The sequence below is a fragment of the Cryptosporangium aurantiacum genome, assembly GCF_900143005.1.
In the GTDB taxonomy this organism is placed as follows: domain Bacteria; phylum Actinomycetota; class Actinomycetes; order Mycobacteriales; family Cryptosporangiaceae; genus Cryptosporangium; species Cryptosporangium aurantiacum.
Genome location: NZ_FRCS01000004.1, coordinates 231,218 through 246,906, shown reverse-complemented (window position 1 = coordinate 246,906; position 15,689 = coordinate 231,218). Strand labels below are relative to the sequence as shown.

Annotated in this window: 11 protein-coding genes and 1 pseudogene; 8 read left to right on the top strand and 4 right to left on the bottom strand. The window is 72.0% G+C overall.

Translation table 11 applies throughout. The features are described from left to right. Positions 1-2: 2 nt before the first annotated feature. The 3 genes and pseudogenes from BUB75_RS15525 to BUB75_RS15510 form a co-directional block, all read right to left on the bottom strand. Positions 3-857 (bottom strand): patatin-like phospholipase family protein, encoded by an 855-nt coding sequence (locus BUB75_RS15525; protein WP_073257734.1) that lies wholly within the window; start codon positions 855-857, stop codon positions 3-5. Positions 858-1,699: 842 nt separating this feature from the next. After that, positions 1,700-2,170 (bottom strand): annotated as a pseudogene (locus BUB75_RS48840) (penicillin-binding protein); the annotation flags it as partial. Between the two features lie 382 nt (positions 2,171-2,552). Further along, a complete protein-coding gene (locus BUB75_RS15510) occupies positions 2,553-3,041 on the bottom strand; it encodes a hypothetical protein (protein WP_073257730.1) in 489 nt (162 codons plus the stop codon). 828 nt (positions 3,042-3,869) lie between these two features. On the opposite strand from BUB75_RS15510, the gene BUB75_RS15505 reads away from it, so the two are divergent. Continuing rightward, on the top strand, positions 3,870-4,199 hold the full coding sequence (locus tag BUB75_RS15505) for a hypothetical protein (RefSeq protein WP_143175227.1): 330 nt from the start codon (positions 3,870-3,872) through the stop codon (positions 4,197-4,199). A 321-nt stretch (positions 4,200-4,520) separates the two neighbouring features. Here BUB75_RS15505 and BUB75_RS15500 read toward each other — a convergent pair whose 3' ends face one another. Continuing rightward, positions 4,521-4,715: a hypothetical protein gene (locus tag BUB75_RS15500; RefSeq protein WP_073257726.1), complete on the bottom strand. Its 195-nt coding sequence runs from the start codon at positions 4,713-4,715 to the stop codon at positions 4,521-4,523. A 212-nt stretch (positions 4,716-4,927) separates the two neighbouring features. Here BUB75_RS15500 and BUB75_RS15495 point away from each other — a divergent pair, with 212 nt between their 5' ends. The 7 genes from BUB75_RS15495 (at position 4,928) to proB (ending at position 15,678) form a co-directional block, all read left to right on the top strand. Further along, the gene (locus BUB75_RS15495) at positions 4,928-6,856 is read left to right on the top strand and encodes a TIGR03960 family B12-binding radical SAM protein (RefSeq protein WP_073257724.1); all 1,929 of its coding nucleotides are present in this window, start codon (positions 4,928-4,930) and stop codon (positions 6,854-6,856) included. A gap of 20 nt (positions 6,857-6,876) precedes the next feature. After that, the gene (locus BUB75_RS15490; RefSeq protein WP_073257722.1) at positions 6,877-7,710 is read left to right on the top strand and encodes a TIGR03936 family radical SAM-associated protein; all 834 of its coding nucleotides are present in this window, start codon (positions 6,877-6,879) and stop codon (positions 7,708-7,710) included. A gap of 1,221 nt (positions 7,711-8,931) precedes the next feature. Continuing rightward, positions 8,932-12,024, top strand: a complete 3,093-nt coding sequence (locus BUB75_RS15485) for an Rne/Rng family ribonuclease (RefSeq protein WP_073257720.1) — start codon at positions 8,932-8,934, stop codon at positions 12,022-12,024. Positions 12,025-12,208: 184 nt separating this feature from the next. Then, positions 12,209-12,535 (top strand): 50S ribosomal protein L21, encoded by a 327-nt coding sequence (gene rplU, locus BUB75_RS15480; RefSeq protein ID WP_073257718.1) that lies wholly within the window; start codon positions 12,209-12,211, stop codon positions 12,533-12,535. Between the two features lie 11 nt (positions 12,536-12,546). Continuing rightward, complete coding sequence (gene rpmA / locus BUB75_RS15475; RefSeq protein ID WP_073257717.1) at positions 12,547-12,804, top strand: 50S ribosomal protein L27; 258 nt, start codon at positions 12,547-12,549, stop codon at positions 12,802-12,804. Positions 12,805-13,132: 328 nt separating this feature from the next. Then, positions 13,133-14,584 carry a GTPase ObgE gene (gene obgE / locus BUB75_RS15470; protein WP_073257715.1) on the top strand — a complete coding sequence of 484 codons (1,452 nt, stop codon included), beginning with the start codon at positions 13,133-13,135 and terminating at the stop codon, positions 14,582-14,584. Then, positions 14,581-15,678: a glutamate 5-kinase gene (gene proB / locus BUB75_RS15465; RefSeq protein WP_073257714.1), complete on the top strand. Its 1,098-nt coding sequence runs from the start codon at positions 14,581-14,583 to the stop codon at positions 15,676-15,678. The genes obgE and proB overlap by 4 nt, the downstream gene beginning before the upstream one ends. Positions 15,679-15,689 lie beyond the last annotated feature (11 nt).

Here is a 15,689-nt window from a genome sequence, read left to right as displayed (position 1 = left end):
ACTCAGGCCAGTCCGTTCTCGGCCAGGTAGGCGGTGCTGGCCTGATAGGCGCGGTCGATGCGGCGGTCGATCAGCCCGAACGACCGGTACGCCAGCGGGGACAGGTCGGTCAGCGCCCGGTCGGCCTTCGTCTCGATGGGCTCGCCGAGCCCGGTCGGCAGCACGTGGACGTCGGTGTTGTCCGGTAGGGACGCCATGTCGCGCGCGAACCGGTGCCGCCTGGCGATCTCGAACGCCACCATCGCCACCTCCCACGGCTTGGAGGGTGCTCGCAGCGGTCGCTCGATCCGGCCGACCTGCAGGACGAACACCTGGTCGGCGCCGAGTTCGAGGGCGCGGCCGACGGGGATGCTGTTCACCAACCCCCCATCAAGGTAGTGCTCGTCCTCAATGCGCACGGGCGGGAGTAAACCCGGCACCGCGCAGGAGGCCATCACGGCGTCGATCAACGGCCCGGAGGTGAACCACCGCTCGGCGGCCCGCTCGATCGAGGCCGCGCAGCACTGGAACGGGACGCGCAAATCCTCGAAGCGCAGGCCCTCCAGCGGCTTCAGCAACGCCCGCAGCGGCCCGGACGAGTGAGCGTGCGTCCCGGTGCGAACCAGCTGCCCGACCTGGCGCGCCATCGACGCGCGGAAGACGTCGCGGGCGGCGCTGGACGACCAGAGTTCGGTCAGGCGGTCGGTAGCCTCGTCGATCGGTGCCGCGGCGAGAACGACGCCGTTCAGCGCGCCGATCGAAGTCCCGACGACAAGATCGGGGTAGATGCCCGCGTCGTAGAGCGCCCGGATCATGCCGACCTCGACGGCGCCGAGGACGCCGCCACCCCCGAGCACGAATGCGACGGTCCGACCCATGGTTCGATCCTCACACGTCGGTAGCGGTTCTCCGATGTGGACGTCTTTGTGTGCCGGTGCAGTTACTCGAAGTGAACGGAACCGTCCGATCGGGCGGCGCTCACCTGACTCTTCGGGGGAGCTAACCGGAGACCGAGGGTCCATGCATCAGTCTGAGGTCCGGCCTTTACTTTTGCCCGGGAGGTAACGGAGGACGCTGGAGTCCCGCTGTTCCGCACTGCACGTGAGACAAGGATGGTCATGCCGGGCGACTACCCGCCAGAGCACCGATCGGCGTCGAGGCCGCCTTCGGACGGTTCGCCGCACGCCCGATCGGTCGGGCGGTCCCCGGGCGACGCCCCGGTCTCCGGCAGCCCTCCGTCCGGCCCGGCGCCGTCCGGGCCCGTGCCGTCCGGCCCGGCGCCGTCCGGGCCCGTGCCGTCCGGGCCCGTGCCGCCCGGGCCCGTGCCGCCCGGGCCCGTGCCGCCCGGGGCTCAGCCGTCCGGGCCGGCGCCGTTCGGCGGTCAGCCCCCGGAGGCTGGGCCGTCCGGGGTTGGACCCGGATCGGCCGGGCCCGGGCCGTCGGGGAGCGCGCCTTCGGGAGGCGAGCAGCAGGACCCGAGTGCCACCGGTCTTTTGGGCCGAACGGGTCTGATCCAGCGCATCGAGCAGCGGCGGAACCGGCCCGACGAGCGGGGCCGGCATCCGGACGACGGAGACTATTACTTGGACTACCTGCACACGTCGGGGCACCGGGTCCTCGGTCCGACGGACGTGCCGGAGGACGAAGCTGCCTACGACGAGGGTGCCTTCGATGACCGTGCCTCAGCCGGCTACGAGGCGTCGGCGCGCTACGACGGGGCTTACGACCGCGGGCCGGGCCGGGATGACCGAGAGAGCCGCCGCGCCGAGGACCGTCGGCACGAGGACCGCCACAGCGAGGAGCTTCGCGGCGAGGAGCGCCGCAGCGGCGACCGCCGAGACGGTCGTCGGGTCGAGGACCGTCCGGAGGAGGGCCGCTGGGCCCAGGATCGGCGGGAGGACGCTCGCCGGGTCGAGGATCGTCGGGAGGACGCTCGCCGGGTCGAGGACCCCCCGAAGGATGGCCGCTGGGCTGAGGATCGTCGGGAGGACGGTCGCTGGGCGGAGGATCGGCGGGAGGACGGTCGCTGGGCTGAGGATCGTCGGGAGGACGGTCGCTGGGCGGAGGATCGGCGGGAGGACGGTCGCTGGGCTGAGGATCGTCGGGAGGACGGTCGCTGGGCGGAGGATCGGCGGGAGGACGGTCGCTGGGCTGAGGATCGTCGGGAGGACGGTCGCTGGGCGGAGGATCGGCGGGCGGACGGTCGCTGGGTCGAGGATCGGCCGGAAGAGGGGCGCCGGGCAGAGGGTCGTCGAGGCGAGGACCGGCAGGGCGATGGCCGCCGGGCCGAGGATCAGCAGGGCCAGGATCGGCGAGGCGAAGATTGGCGTGGTCCTATGCGCGAGGATCGCCTGAGCGGTCGATACGACGAACCGCCCGTAGAGCCAGGCGGTTACCCGGAGCGGGAGGGCCACCCGGAACGGGAGAGCTACCCCGAGCGGGAAGGGCGTCGCTCCGGGCGCCGGGCGAGCGACGAGGGCAGGCAGGCCGATGCGCGGCCGGCCGAGGGGACGCGGGCGGCGGCGCGGTTGGCGCGAGAAGCGGCCGAGCGGGCGCGCCGCGACGACGACCCCTCATCGGCCGCCCCTGACGAGCGACGCTACGACCACGACGTCCGGACGCACGACCGGGATGACCGGCCGCTCGAGCGGAGCGGCCGGCCCCACGACCAGGACCGGCCCTACGAGCGCGCCGACCGATCCCACGACCAGGGCGGCCCTTACGACCAGGGCCGGTCTTACGACCAGGGCCGGGCTTACGACCAGGGCCGGTCTTACGACGAGGATCGGCCCTTCGGTCGCGACGATCGGGTCTTCGACCGGGACCGGGCATATGACCAGGAGCGGGCTTACCAGCGCGACGATCGGGCCTACGAGCGCGACGACCGGGGGTACGACCCCGCCTACGAGCCGGATGATCAGGTTCACGAGCGCGACGACCGGGCATACGAGCCGGCCGGTCAGCCCCGTGCCGGGCGGTCTCGGCGTCCGCGGTACGACGCCGACGAGCCCGACTGGATCACCGGAGACGTCGATCCGGAGTGGGACGACGCGCGGGGCCACGCCAGTGCGGCGGGCAGCGCGAGCGTGCCGGGCTCCGCGCCCAGCGGCCGGGCGAGCGCGGCGGTGCCGCGCCAGCGTCCGGGGCGCGAGTGGGAGACCGGTGATCGTGATGCGATCCGCGATCCCGGCGGACACCCCGGCCGGGCGGCCGTCTCCCCGGTGAGCGGCGCGGCTCCCATGGGCGGCGCGGTTCCGGTCAGCGGTGCGGCTCCCATGGGCGGTGCGGCCCCGGTCAGTGGCGCGGCTCCGGTGTATGGGGCGGCACCCGTGAGTGGTGCGTCTCCCAGGAGTGGCGCGGTTCCGGTCAGCGGTGCGGCTCCCATGGGCGGTGCGGCCCCGGTCAGTGGCGCGGCTCCGGTGTACGGGGCGGCACCCGTGAGCGGTGCGTCTCCCAGGAGTGGCGCGGTTCCGGTCAGCGGTGCGGCCTCGGCGCATCGGGCAGCGCCTCCCGGCGGGGCAACACCCGTGAGCGGTGCGGTTCCCGTGAGCGGCGCAGCGCCGGTCAGTGGCGCTGCGCCGGTGTACGGCGCAGCTCCGGTGGGTGGTGCAGCGCCGGTCAGCGGGGCATCACCTCCATATGGCGCGGCACCGGTCAACGGCACGGCGCCGGTGAGCGGAGCAGCACCGGCCTACGGTGCCGCGCCGAGCTATGGTGCGGCGCCCACCAACGGTGCGGCTCGCGTCAGCGGTGCAATTCCGACTGGCGCGGCCGCGGCGGCTCCGGTCAGCGGCGCGGCACCTGTGAGCGGCGCCTACGGCGCGATGCCCGTGAGTGGCGCACCGACCAGCGGAAACCCGTCCGGCCCGATTGGCCCCGTGGGCTGGAACGTGAGCGGCGAGGTTCCGACCGCCTGGTCGGACGACCGCCCACGCGGAGCATCCCTGGAACCCCCGGACCCCGGTCCCAGCGCAACCCAACCGATCTTCACCAAGCCGATGCTCGCCGGCCTCCTCGGTGCCGGCGCGGTGATCGCCCTGGTGTCGTGTCTCGTGGGCTCGGTGGTGGGCATCCCGCTGCGTGGTGAGCCCGCGCCCGACGTCACGGTGAAGGTCACGGTCTCGCCATCGCCGGTGTACGTCACGTCGCCACCCGCTGCCACCCCCGACGGCGTCCAGGAATCTCCCGCCGACGGCACAGAGCCGACGCCCACCCCATGATCAGGCGCGTTCCGCAGCCCGGATAGCGGTGAGGGCGCGACGAACGCGGATTGGTCCTGCCCTGACTGGACCAATCCGCTTTTCATCCGGAGCGGCCCCGCCGGCCGCGGCCGCCCCGCCGCGGCCGCGCTGCCCGCCGCCGCCCGCGCGGCGCGCTCGCGGCCGCCCCCCGCGCGGCGCGCTCGCGGCTGCCCGCGCCGCAGCGACCTCCGCGCACGGAAAAGGCCCATAGCTTCTTCGCTATGGGCCTTTGCTGTCTACTGTGGTGCCTTCGTCGGCCGTTCGACAGCTGCTCGATTGATCAGATCTCGGGGCGGACGGTCAGTCGAGGTCGGTCTCGATGCCGTGCCGCGTGAGGGTCCGCACGGCGGCGTCCGAGCCACCCGCGAACGAAGCCAGCTCCGCGAAAGCGCGGCGCTCGCCCTTCTCGTCGACGAGACGGGCCCAGGCGTCCCGGGCGTGCCGGGCCGACCGTGCGCGCACCAGCGCGTTCGCGGCGGTTCCGGAGAAAAACATGTCGACACTCCTACTCTGTCGGGCGCTCCCTGCGCCCACATCGACTGTAACGATCCAGAAGGCCATCGTCATCCGGATACGCACGTGACGGTGGTCATGCACCGGAGTTATTTGTCCACTCACCGACCTATCGGCGAGGCGCGATACGTCGATGAGCGGACAATCGGCCGAGGGGCCGCCGGCACCACGCGGCCAGTAGGCTGGTGGGCACTATGAGCGTCCAGTCGGTCTTCCCTCGTCTCGAACAGCTGCTGCCGAAAGTGCAGAAGCCGATCCAGTACGTCGGCGGGGAGCTGAACTCCACGATCAAGGACTGGGACGCCCACCCCGTGCGGTGGGCACTCATGTACCCCGATGCCTACGAGGTGGGTCTGCCCAACCAGGGCGTCCAAATTTTGTACGAGATCTTGAACGAGCGGCCGGACGCGCTCGCAGAGCGCACCTACGCCGTCTGGCCTGACCTCGAGAAGCTCATGCGCGAGTACGGCGTCCCTCAGTTCACGGTCGACGCCCATCGGCCCGTCCAGGCTTTCGACGTGCTCGGTGTGAGCTTCGCCACCGAGCTCGGTTACACGAACCTGCTCACCGCGCTCGACCTCGCAAACGTCCCGCTCAAGGCGGCCGACCGCACCGAGGACCACCCGATCGTCCTGGCTGGCGGTCACGCTGCGTTCAACCCCGAGCCGATCGCCGACTTCATCGACGCGGCAGTGCTCGGCGACGGCGAGGAAGCCGTCAACGAGATGACCGACGTGATCCGGGAGTGGAAGGAGCAGGGGCGTCCGGGTGGCCGCGACGAGGTCCTGCTCCGGCTCGCGCGCACCGAGGCGGTCTACGTTCCGCGCTTCTACGACGTCGACTACCTGCCCGACGGCCGGATCCAGCGAGTGGTGCCGAACCGCGCCGACGTCCCGTTCCGCATCAACAAGCGCACGACGATGGACCTGGACGCCTGGCCGTACCCGAAGCAGCCGCTGGTGCCGCTCGCCGAGACCGTGCACGAGCGCGCCAGCGTGGAGATCTTCCGCGGCTGCACCCGGGGATGCCGGTTCTGCCAGGCCGGGATGATCACCCGCCCGGTGCGTGAGCGGTCGATCACCGGCATCGGCGAGATGGTCGACGCGTCGCTCAAGGCCACCGGTTTCCAGGAGGTTGGCCTGCTCAGCCTGTCGAGTGCCGACCACACCGAGATCGCCGAGATCACCAAGGACCTGGCCGACCGCTACGAGGGCACCAACACCTCGCTGAGCCTGCCGTCGACCCGGGTGGACGCGTTCAACATCGACCTGGCCAACGAGCTGTCCCGCAACGGGCGCCGCTCCGGCCTGACGTTCGCGCCCGAGGGTGGCAGCGAGCGCTTGCGCCGCGTCATCAACAAAATGGTGAGCAAGGACGACCTGATCCGCACGGTCACGGCCGCCTACTCCGCCGGCTGGACCCAGGTGAAGCTGTACTTCATGTGCGGTCTGCCGACCGAGACCGACGAGGACGTCCTGGAGATCGCCGAGATGGCGCACGACGTCATCCGTGCCGGTCGTCAGGCGGCCGGCCGAAAAGACATTCGCTGCACGGTGAGCATCGGCGGGTTCGTCCCCAAGCCGCACACCCCGTTCCAGTGGGCCGCGCAGGAGGACCCGGAGGTCGTCGACGACCGGCTGCGGAAGCTGCGGCAGGCGATCAACGCCGACCGCAGCCTCGGCAAGGCGATCGGTTACCGCTATCACGACGGCAAGCCCTCGCTGATCGAAGGCCTGCTCTCGCGGGGCGATCGTCGGGTCGGCCGGGTCATCCAGCGGGTCTGGGAGGAGGGCGGCCGCTTCGACGGCTGGCATGAGCACTTCTCCTACGAGCGCTGGATCGACGCCGCGAAGGTCGAGCTCGAGCCGCTCGGCGTCTCACTGCAGTGGTTCACCACCCGGGAGCGCGAGGAGCTCGAGGTCCTGCCGTGGGACCACCTGGACTCCGGTCTGGACAAGGAATGGCTATGGGCGGACTGGCAGGACGCGCTCGACTCGGTCGAGCAGGACGACTGCCGCTGGACGCCGTGCTTCGACTGTGGTGTTTGTCCCACGATGGACACCGAGATTCAGATCGGCCCCACCGGTAAGCGACTTCTGCCACTTACGGTAGTTAACACGTAAAGGAGCCTGCGCTGTCCCGAATGCCCGACGGTCCGCCGCCGCCCCCCGTCGTCCAGCGAGTGCGTTTGCGGTACGCGAAGCGTGCCCGCCTGCGGTTCACCTCGCATCGCGACTTCGCCCGCGCGTTCGAGCGGGCGCTCCGGCGCGCAGGCGTACCGATGGCGTATTCGGCCGGTTTCACACCGCATCCGAAGGTCTCCTACGTCGGCGCCGCCCCGACCGGCGTCGCCAGCGAAGCGGAGTACCTGGAGATCGGCCTGGCGCGCGAGGTCGACGTCGAGCAACTGCGGTCCGCTCTCGATCGCGCGCTGCCGCCGGGGATCGACATCGTCGAGGCGGTCCGGGCGACCGGCGGTTCGCTGCCGGAAAGAATTGACGCGTCCGAGTGGCAGATCGAGCTTCCCGGGGTAGACCCCTCCCAGGCACGGACTGCGGTGGCCGCGTTGCTGGCTGCCGAGACGGTGCCGGTCGAGCGCCGGACGAAGGCCGGGCAACGCTCGATCGATGTGCGATCCGCGCTGGTCAGCGCCGTTGTAGCGGAGGAGGTGGGGCTCGCCGGAGGTGACGGTGTTGCCCCCCTCTCGGGGGTCGCCCCGGCTGAGCTGGGAGTGTCCACGGCTGTCACGGGCAGCCCCTGTGCGATAATCATTTGCGTTGTACGGCATCTGACACCCGCTGTACGACCCGATGACTTCCTGACCGGTCTACGCCAGGTGGCCGATCTGGACCCGGCGGAGTTTCCGGTGCCGCCCCGAGCCACTCGGATGGCACAGGGGGCCCTCACCGCCGAAGGCCGGATCGCCGATCCGCTCGATGCAGACCGCGGCGGGCTCGCCATCGGAACGCCGACCTAACCGGCGTGAGAGAAGAGACTCGGCGGTCGCCGGAGGTTCCGGTAGCCGCTTGACAGCACCGATACGACACGCCCCTGCGTGGCCGCGGACACGCGCCCGGGGGCGGACGGGAGACTTGCCCGGATGCTCGACAACGAGCCGACCGGGGTTGGTCCGGCAGGGATTTCCCCTGCCGGAGCGACCACCGGTAGCACGAATAGTGACAGCGCAGCCGACGCCGAGGCGTCGCTGACCGCCCGACCCGCGCGGAGACGTGCGGCCCGTCGGCCTGCCGGTCCACCTGCCGACCCGCCGTCGCCCAGTTCCGATACTGCTTCTTCGGACGCTGTGAGCAGCAGCTCGCTGCCCCCCGACGCCGCTGTGACGCGCGACACCGCCGCAGCCCCCTCGCGCAGCCGCACCCGCGGCGCCGCGTCCGGTGGCTCGGCTTCGGCCGGTTCGGTGGCCGACAGCGCTCCTCCGGCAGGGGCTGCGTCCGGCGCTGAAGGGACCACTGTGACCAGCGGGGATGCCGCCGCCGACGAACCGGCGCCGCGTCGCCGCGCGACCCGCTCGCGCCGCCGCACCGCGGAGCCGGCGGCCGAGAGTGACGCCGCCGACACGTCCGCAGCAGTGACATCGGCGCCGGAGACCCCGGCGACGGAGTCCTCTGCCACCGACGACCCGACGCCGCCTGACGTGGCGGTCGAGGTGACAGCGCCGCGAACCCGCCGTCGTCGTCGCACCACCGCAGCGGAGGCCGACAACGCTTCCGCCGACACCGCCTCCCCGGGCACCGCTTCGACGGGCACCGCTTCGACGGGCACCGCTTCGACGGGCACCGCCTCCACGGGCACCGCGGCAGCGGTCGGCGAGGCCACGCCTGCCGCCGGCGAGAGCAAACCGACCGACGAGGAGGCGCCTGCGCCCACGTCGCGTCGCCGTCGCCGATCGTCGTCCGCCGCCGCAAGCGCCTCCGAGCCCCCGGCCGACGCCGCGGCGGCCGGTATTGCACCTGCCGGGAGCGCTGTCGGAACCGCGGCCGCTTCTGCGGCGCCCGCCGGAACCGTGCCCGCCGGAACCGTGCCCGCCGGAACCGAGGCTGCCGGAAGCGCGGCTGCTGGGCCGGCGCCTGCTGGTAGCACGGCTGCCGGGAGCGCGGCTGCCGGGAGCGCTGCTGCGGCAGCGCCTGCTGGAGGCGCGTCCGGCGGTAACGCGCCCGCTGGAGGCGCGGCTGCCGGCGTGGCACCTGGCGAGGAGACGTCTGTCGGAACCTCGCGTGCCGACGCTGGGCGGACCGCTCCGGCTGCCGGTGACGCCGACCGGGGCGCTCAGCCGACCGTGGCTGCTGCGGCGTCGCCGTTCGCCCCGTCGCAGCCTGCGGAGGCCGCCGAGGAGTCGACGACCCGCCGCACCCGCGTCCGGCGTGCACCGATGGTCACGTTCATGGCGCCCGAGCCGTCCGCGGTCCCGATCCGCGCGGTGGAGCCGGTGGCGCCCGTGGTCGCGGAGGACATCGAGGACGAGACCGAGGACGACGTCGACATCGAGGACGTCACCTCCACCGACGCCGAAGCCGAGGCCGAAAACGAGGCCGAAACCGACGCAGACGCGGACGAAGAAGGCGGCGAGGACGGTCGCCGTCGCCGTCGGCGCGGTCGTCGTGGCCGTGGTCGCGGGCGCGGTGAGAACGGCGCCGACTCCGCGGACGGCGACGCGGACGAGCCCACCGGCGCGGATGATGCGTCCGAGGACGACGCGGAGGCCACCGCGTCCGATGACGAGGCCGATGACGAGGCGGCGGAGGCCGCCGACGGCACCACCGACGGTGACGACGAGGCAGGCGGCGGAACGCGGCGCCGTCGCCGCCGTCGTCGGCGGGGCGCCGGCGAGAGCGAATCCGGCACCGACGACCCGCCGAACACCGTGGTCAAGGTGCGGCAGCCGGCCCCGGCTACTACCCGGTCGATCGAGGACGAGGTCCAGGGCGTCAAGGGCTCGACCCGGCTGGAGGCCAAGCGCCAGCGTCGGCGCGAAGGCCGGGAGAGCAACCGGCGGCGTCCGCCGGTGCTGTCCGAGGCCGAGTTCCTGGCTCGCCGCGAGGCCGTCGAGCGCGTGATGGTCGTCCGCCAGATCGGTGACCGCACGCAGATCGCCGTGCTCGAGGACGACGTCCTGGTCGAGCACTACGTCACGAAGGCCAGCTCCACGTCGTACGCGGGCAACGTGTACCTCGGCCGGGTGCAGAACGTCCTGCCGAGCATGGAGGCGGCGTTCGTCGACATCGGCAAGGGCCGCAACGCGGTGCTCTACGCCGGTGAGGTGAACTGGGACGCCGCCGGGATGGAAGGCCGTCCGCGCAAGATCGAGGTCGCGCTGAAGAGCGGCGACTCGGTGCTGGTGCAGGTCACCAAGGACCCGATCGGACACAAGGGCGCCCGGCTGACCAGCCAGGTGAGCCTGCCGGGACGGTTCCTGGTTTACGTCCCCGAAGGCCAGATGACCGGCATCAGCCGGAAGCTGCCGGACACCGAGCGCAAGCGCCTCAAGGACATCCTCAAGAAGATCGTGCCGGAGAACGCCGGTGTGATCATCCGCACCGCAGCCGAGGGCGCCAGCGAGGCCGAGCTCACCCACGACGTCGAGCGTCTCGAGGCGCAGTGGCAGGCGATCAAGGAGAAGGCCACCAAGGGTGGCGCTCCCGCTCTGCTCAACGCCGAGCCCGACCTGGTCATCCGGGTGATCCGGGACGTCTTCAACGAGGACTTCTCGAAGCTCGTGGTCTCCGGCACCGAGGCGTGGCCGGAGGTGGAGGAGTACGTCCGCGACGTCTCGCCGGACCTGGCTGAGCGGCTCGTGCACCACACCGCCGAGACCGACGTGTTCGCCGCGTACCGGATCGACGAGCAGATCACCAAGGCGCTCGACCGTAAGGTCTGGCTGCCCAGCGGTGGTTCGCTGGTGATCGACCGGACCGAGGCGATGACGGTCGTCGACGTCAACACCGGCAAGTTCACCGGGCAGGGCGGGAACCTCGAGGAGACGGTCACCCGCAACAACCTGGAGGCGGCCGAGGAGATCGTGCGTCAGCTCCGGCTGCGCGACATCGGCGGCATCATCGTCATCGACTTCATCGACATGGTGCTCGAGGCGAACCGTGACCTGGTGCTGCGGCGCCTGACCGAGTGCCTCGGGCGGGACCGGACGAAGCACCAGGTCGCCGAGGTCACGTCGCTGGGCCTCGTGCAGATGACCCGGAAGCGGGTCGGTCAGGGTCTGCTGGAGGCGTTCAGCGAGACGTGTGAGGTCTGCCGCGGTCGCGGTGTGATCATCCACAACGAGCCGCTGATCGGACGCCAGAGCTCCGGGGGCAACGGGAACGGCGGTCACCAGCACGCTGAGCCGGTCGTCGCCGAGGCCAAGGAGGGTCGTCGGGGCCGTCGCAAGCGCGGCGGCGGCGAAGCGGTGGGGACCGTGACCGCTCCGGCGGTGGCAGCGGTCGCCGCGATCCACGCGGCCAGTGCTCGCGCGGTCGCGGTCGCGCCCGAGGACGAGTCGCCTGCCGAGGTCGCAGCGGACGCGACGGCCGAGGCGCTGATCGTCGACGACCTGGCGCGGGAGGCGATCGAGGACGGCGACAGTGCGCTCGCGTACGACGTCGCCGACGCCGAGGTCGTGGACGTCGCTCCGGTGGCGGAGCCCACCCGGCGGACGCGGGGGCGGCGAGCCGCCCAGCGCGCGGCCGGATCGCCGACCGCCGGCCGTTCAACGACAGCCGACAGCAGCCCGGCCGCCGCAGCCGACAGCAGCCCGGCCGCCGCAGCCGACAGCGGCCCGGCAGCAGCCGACGCTGGCAGCCCGGCCGCCGCGGATGGCGGCACCCCGGCGGCCGCGGATGGCGGCAACTCGGCGGCCGCTAGCGACGGCAGCCCGGCGGCCGCAGACGGCGGCAGCCCGGCGGCTGGCGGTGGCGCTGCGCCGGCTGGCGGCAGTGCTGTAGCGGATGGCGGCGCGGCGGACGTGGCTCGCGGTGGCGCGGAGGTGCATCCGACCGGGGTCGGTACGGCACATGCGGTGGCGGCGTCGACGGGTGACGCCGGCGCGAACGCTGACGTCGGCGGTGGTGCGGAGGTGTATCCGACCGGGGTCGGTACGGCGCACGCGATTGCCGCGTCGGCGGACGCCGGTGCGGAGCCGGTGAAGCCCGCCGATCAGATGGTGGTCGACGGTGCCGAGCCGACTCCGATCACCCCGGCGGCCACGAGCCGACCGCGCCGTGCCCGGCGAGCGGCGTCCCGGCCTGCCGGTCCGCCGGAGGGGGTCGACACCGAGTGACGACCCCCACGAGCCGGGGCGGAGGCCTCGGTTCGCTGATCGCGCGTCCGGTACGGTAGTCTTTCCGTTGGCGCGTTCACCGCGCCCCCGCTGCCTGCGCAGACAGCGCCCTTACCGGGTGTTCGTTCGGTCAGGCATGCATGTCAGTCATTGTCTTCCAGAGCAGGTAGGAGACCCGCGTCTCATGTACGCCATCGTCAAGACCGGCGGCAAGCAGTACAAGGTGGCGGTCGGCGACGTCGTCGAGGTCGAGAAGATCTCGGGCGCGCCCGGTGACGCGATTACGCTGCCGGCCCTGCTCGTCGTCGACGGTGAGGGTGACAAGGTCAACGTCACCCACGAGGCTGCGAAGCTCGCTTCGTTCACGATCTCCGGTGAGGTCGTTGCCCACACCAAGGGCCCGAAGATCAAGATCCACAAGTACAAGAACAAGACCGGCTACCACAAGCGTCAGGGTCACCGTCAGCCGCTGACCCAGATCAAGGTCACCGGTATCGAGAGCGGGAAGTAGGGCTTAGCGACATGGCACACAAGAAGGGCGCATCGTCCTCCCGTAACGGGCGCGACTCCGCCGCCCAGCGGCTGGGTGTGAAGCGCTTCGGCGGTCAGGTCGTGAAGGCCGGCGAGATCATCGTCCGCCAGCGCGGCACCCACTTCCACCCGGGCGACCTGGTCGGCCGCGGCGGCGACGACACGCTGTTCGCGCTCGCGCCGGGCGCGGTGACGTTCGGGTCGAAGCGCGGTCGCAAGACCGTCAGCATCGTCCCGGTGGAGGCCTGAGCCCGCCGGGGTAACGCATCACAAAGGCGGGTCGGGCTTTCCCGACCCGCCTTTGTCGTGTCGCGGCGCGGCGCCCACCCCGAGCGGTGGTTCGCCGCGGTGACGGTGGCGCGCCCGGGGTAGCCCGGCGGTAGCTCGCCTCGCGGCGGTGCTGCGGTTGGGACCCTGGCGGGGCGGTGCCAATGGAAGGCGCTGCTGGAGGGCGGTGGGACCGTCCGGCGGTGGCGCTCGGCATAGCGTCGATCTAGAAGGAACAGCACGTCGGTGACGGCGGTTGTTTTGGGAGGACTCGGCCGGAACGGCCGAGCAGAGAGGCAGAGGAGTCACCGTGGCGACGTTCGTCGACCGAGTGGTGCTACATGTCACCGCCGGTGATGGCGGCCACGGATGTGCTTCCGTGCACCGCGAGAAGTTCAAGCCGCTCGGCGGCCCCGACGGTGGTAACGGCGGGAAGGGCGGCGACGTCGTCCTGGTCGTCGACCCGAACGTGCACACGCTGCTCGACTTCCATTTCCACCCGCACGCCAAGGCCACCAACGGCCGGCCGGGCCAGGGTGGTAACCGCTACGGGGCGAACGGCACCGACCTGGAGCTGCGGGTCCCCGACGGCACTGTCGTCCACGGCAGCGACGGCGAGGTGCTCGCCGACCTGACCGGCGCGGGCACGCGTTTTGTGGTCGCCCAGGGCGGTCACGGCGGGCTGGGCAACGCGGCGCTGGCGACCGCGAAGCGCAAGGCGCCCGGCTTCGCGCTGCTCGGTGAGCCGGGCGAGGCCGAGGACGTCGTCCTCGAACTGAAGAGCATGGCCGACGTCGGGCTGGTCGGGTTCCCGAGCGCGGGCAAGTCGTCGCTGATCGCGGTGGTGTCCGCCGCGCGGCCGAAGATCGCCGACTACCCGTTCACGACGTTGGTCCCGAACTTGGGTGTGGTCACCGCCGGTGAGACGGTGTTCACGATGGCGGACGTGCCGGGCTTGATTCCCGGTGCGGCCACGGGACGCGGGCTCGGGCTGGAGTTCCTCCGGCACATCGAGCGGACGGCCGTGCTCGTGCACGTCGTCGACACCGCGACCGAGGAGCCCGGGCGCGACCCGGTCGCCGACATCGACGCGCTCGAGGCGGAGCTCGCGGCCTACGGCGGTCTCGAGGACCGGCCGCGGCTGGTGGTGCTGAACAAGGTCGACGTGCCGCACGGGCGGGACCTGGCCGAGATCATCCGGCCCGACCTGGACGCCCGCGGCTATCGAGTGTTCGAGGTCAGCACGGTGACCCGGGAGGGGCTCAAGCCGCTGCTGTTCGCGTTGGCGTCGATCGTCGAAGAGGACCGGGCACGCCGGGGCGCGCCGGATCCGACCCGCATCGTGCTGCGTCCGCCCGCGGTGGACGAGACGCCGTTCACGGTGTCCGAGGACGGCGAGGGCGGGTACGTGGTGCGCGGCGCGAAGCCGGAGCGCTGGATCAAGCAGACCGACTTCCAGAACGACGAGGCTGTGGGGTACCTGGCCGATCGGCTGGCCAAGCTCGGTGTCGAGGAGGCGCTTGCGGAGGCCGGTGCGCACGCCGGTGACGCGGTGACGATCGGCGGCGTGACGTTCGACTGGGAGCCGACGCTGGGCGGGGCGGCCGAGGTGCTGCTCACCCGCCGCGGCGAGGACCCGCGGCTGGCGCTCACGGATCGGGCCGGCGCGTCGGACCGGCTGCTCGCCCGGCGCCGGCGTCGCGGTCAGGACCCGGAGAAGGGCGGCGAGCGCGGAGCTTACGACTACGGCGACGACCTATGAGGTCGGCTATCGCCGATGCCCGCCGGATCGTCGTCAAGATCGGCTCGTCGTCGTTGACGCTGCGCAACAACGGTCTGGCGACCGACCGGATCGACGCGCTGGTGGACGTGCTCGCCGAACGGCAGAAGGCCGGGGCGCAGGTCGTGCTGGTGTCGTCCGGGGCGATCGCGGCCGGGATGGCGCCGCTCGGGTTGGCGCGGCGTCCGCGTGATCTGGCGACCCAGCAGGCCAGCGCGTCGGTCGGGCAGATGTTGCTGGTGGCGCGCTACGCGACGTCGTTCGAGCGGTACGGGCTGACCGTCGGCCAGGTGCTGCTCACCGCCGACGACGTGATCCGGCGGGCGCACTATCGGAACGCGAGCCGCAACTTCGAGCGGCTGCTGGAGCTGGGCGTCGTCCCGATCGTGAACGAGAACGACGCGGTGGCCACCGACGAGATCCGGTTCGGCGACAACGATCGGCTGGCCGCGCTGGTGGCGCATTTGCTGCGCGCCGACGCGCTGGTGCTGCTGTCGGATGTGGACGGTCTGTACTCCGGGGATCCGCGTCGGCCCGGTGCGCAGCTGGTGCCGTTCGTCAGTTCGGCTTCGGATCTCCTCGACGTCGTCGCGGGCTCCACTGGAGCCTCGGGCGTCGGTACCGGAGGCATGGCGAGCAAGGTCGCGGCCGCTCAGGTCGCGACGTCGGCGGGCGTACACGTGGTGCTGACGTCGGCGACCCACGCAGCCGGTGCACTGGTCGGCGAGGACGTCGGCACGTACTTCGCGCCGACCGGCCGGCGGCTGCCGACGCGCCTGCTGTGGCTGCGGCACGCGACGACGCCGCGCGGCCAGCTGCTGCTCGACGACGGGGCGGTGGAGGCCGTGGTCTCGCGGCGCGCGTCGCTGCTGTCGGCGGGGATCACCGGGGTCACCGGGGATTTTGTGGCCGGGGATCCGGTTGATCTGGTGTCTCCGGCCGGGGTTTCGGTGGCGCGCGGGCTGGTTGCCTACGACGCCGCGGAGCTGCCGCCGTTGCTCGGGAAGTCGACGCATGCGGTGGGGCCGAAGTATCGCCGGGAGGTCGTCCACCGGGACGATCTGGCGTTGCTCTGAATCTCTCTTGG

Coding starts and splice junctions, on each gene's coding strand:
- BUB75_RS15525 (WP_073257734.1), bottom strand. CDS start 857: ATGGGTCGGACCGTCGCATTCGTGCTCGGGGGTGGCGGCGTCCTCGGC.
- BUB75_RS15500 (WP_073257726.1), bottom strand. CDS start 4,715: ATGTTTTTCTCCGGAACCGCCGCGAACGCGCTGGTGCGCGCACGGTCG.
- BUB75_RS15495 (WP_073257724.1), top strand. CDS start 4,928: ATGAGCGTCCAGTCGGTCTTCCCTCGTCTCGAACAGCTGCTGCCGAAA.
- BUB75_RS15490 (WP_073257722.1), top strand. CDS start 6,877: ATGCCCGACGGTCCGCCGCCGCCCCCCGTCGTCCAGCGAGTGCGTTTG.
- rplU (WP_073257718.1), top strand. CDS start 12,209: ATGTACGCCATCGTCAAGACCGGCGGCAAGCAGTACAAGGTGGCGGTC.
- rpmA (WP_073257717.1), top strand. CDS start 12,547: ATGGCACACAAGAAGGGCGCATCGTCCTCCCGTAACGGGCGCGACTCC.
- proB (WP_073257714.1), top strand. CDS start 14,581: ATGAGGTCGGCTATCGCCGATGCCCGCCGGATCGTCGTCAAGATCGGC.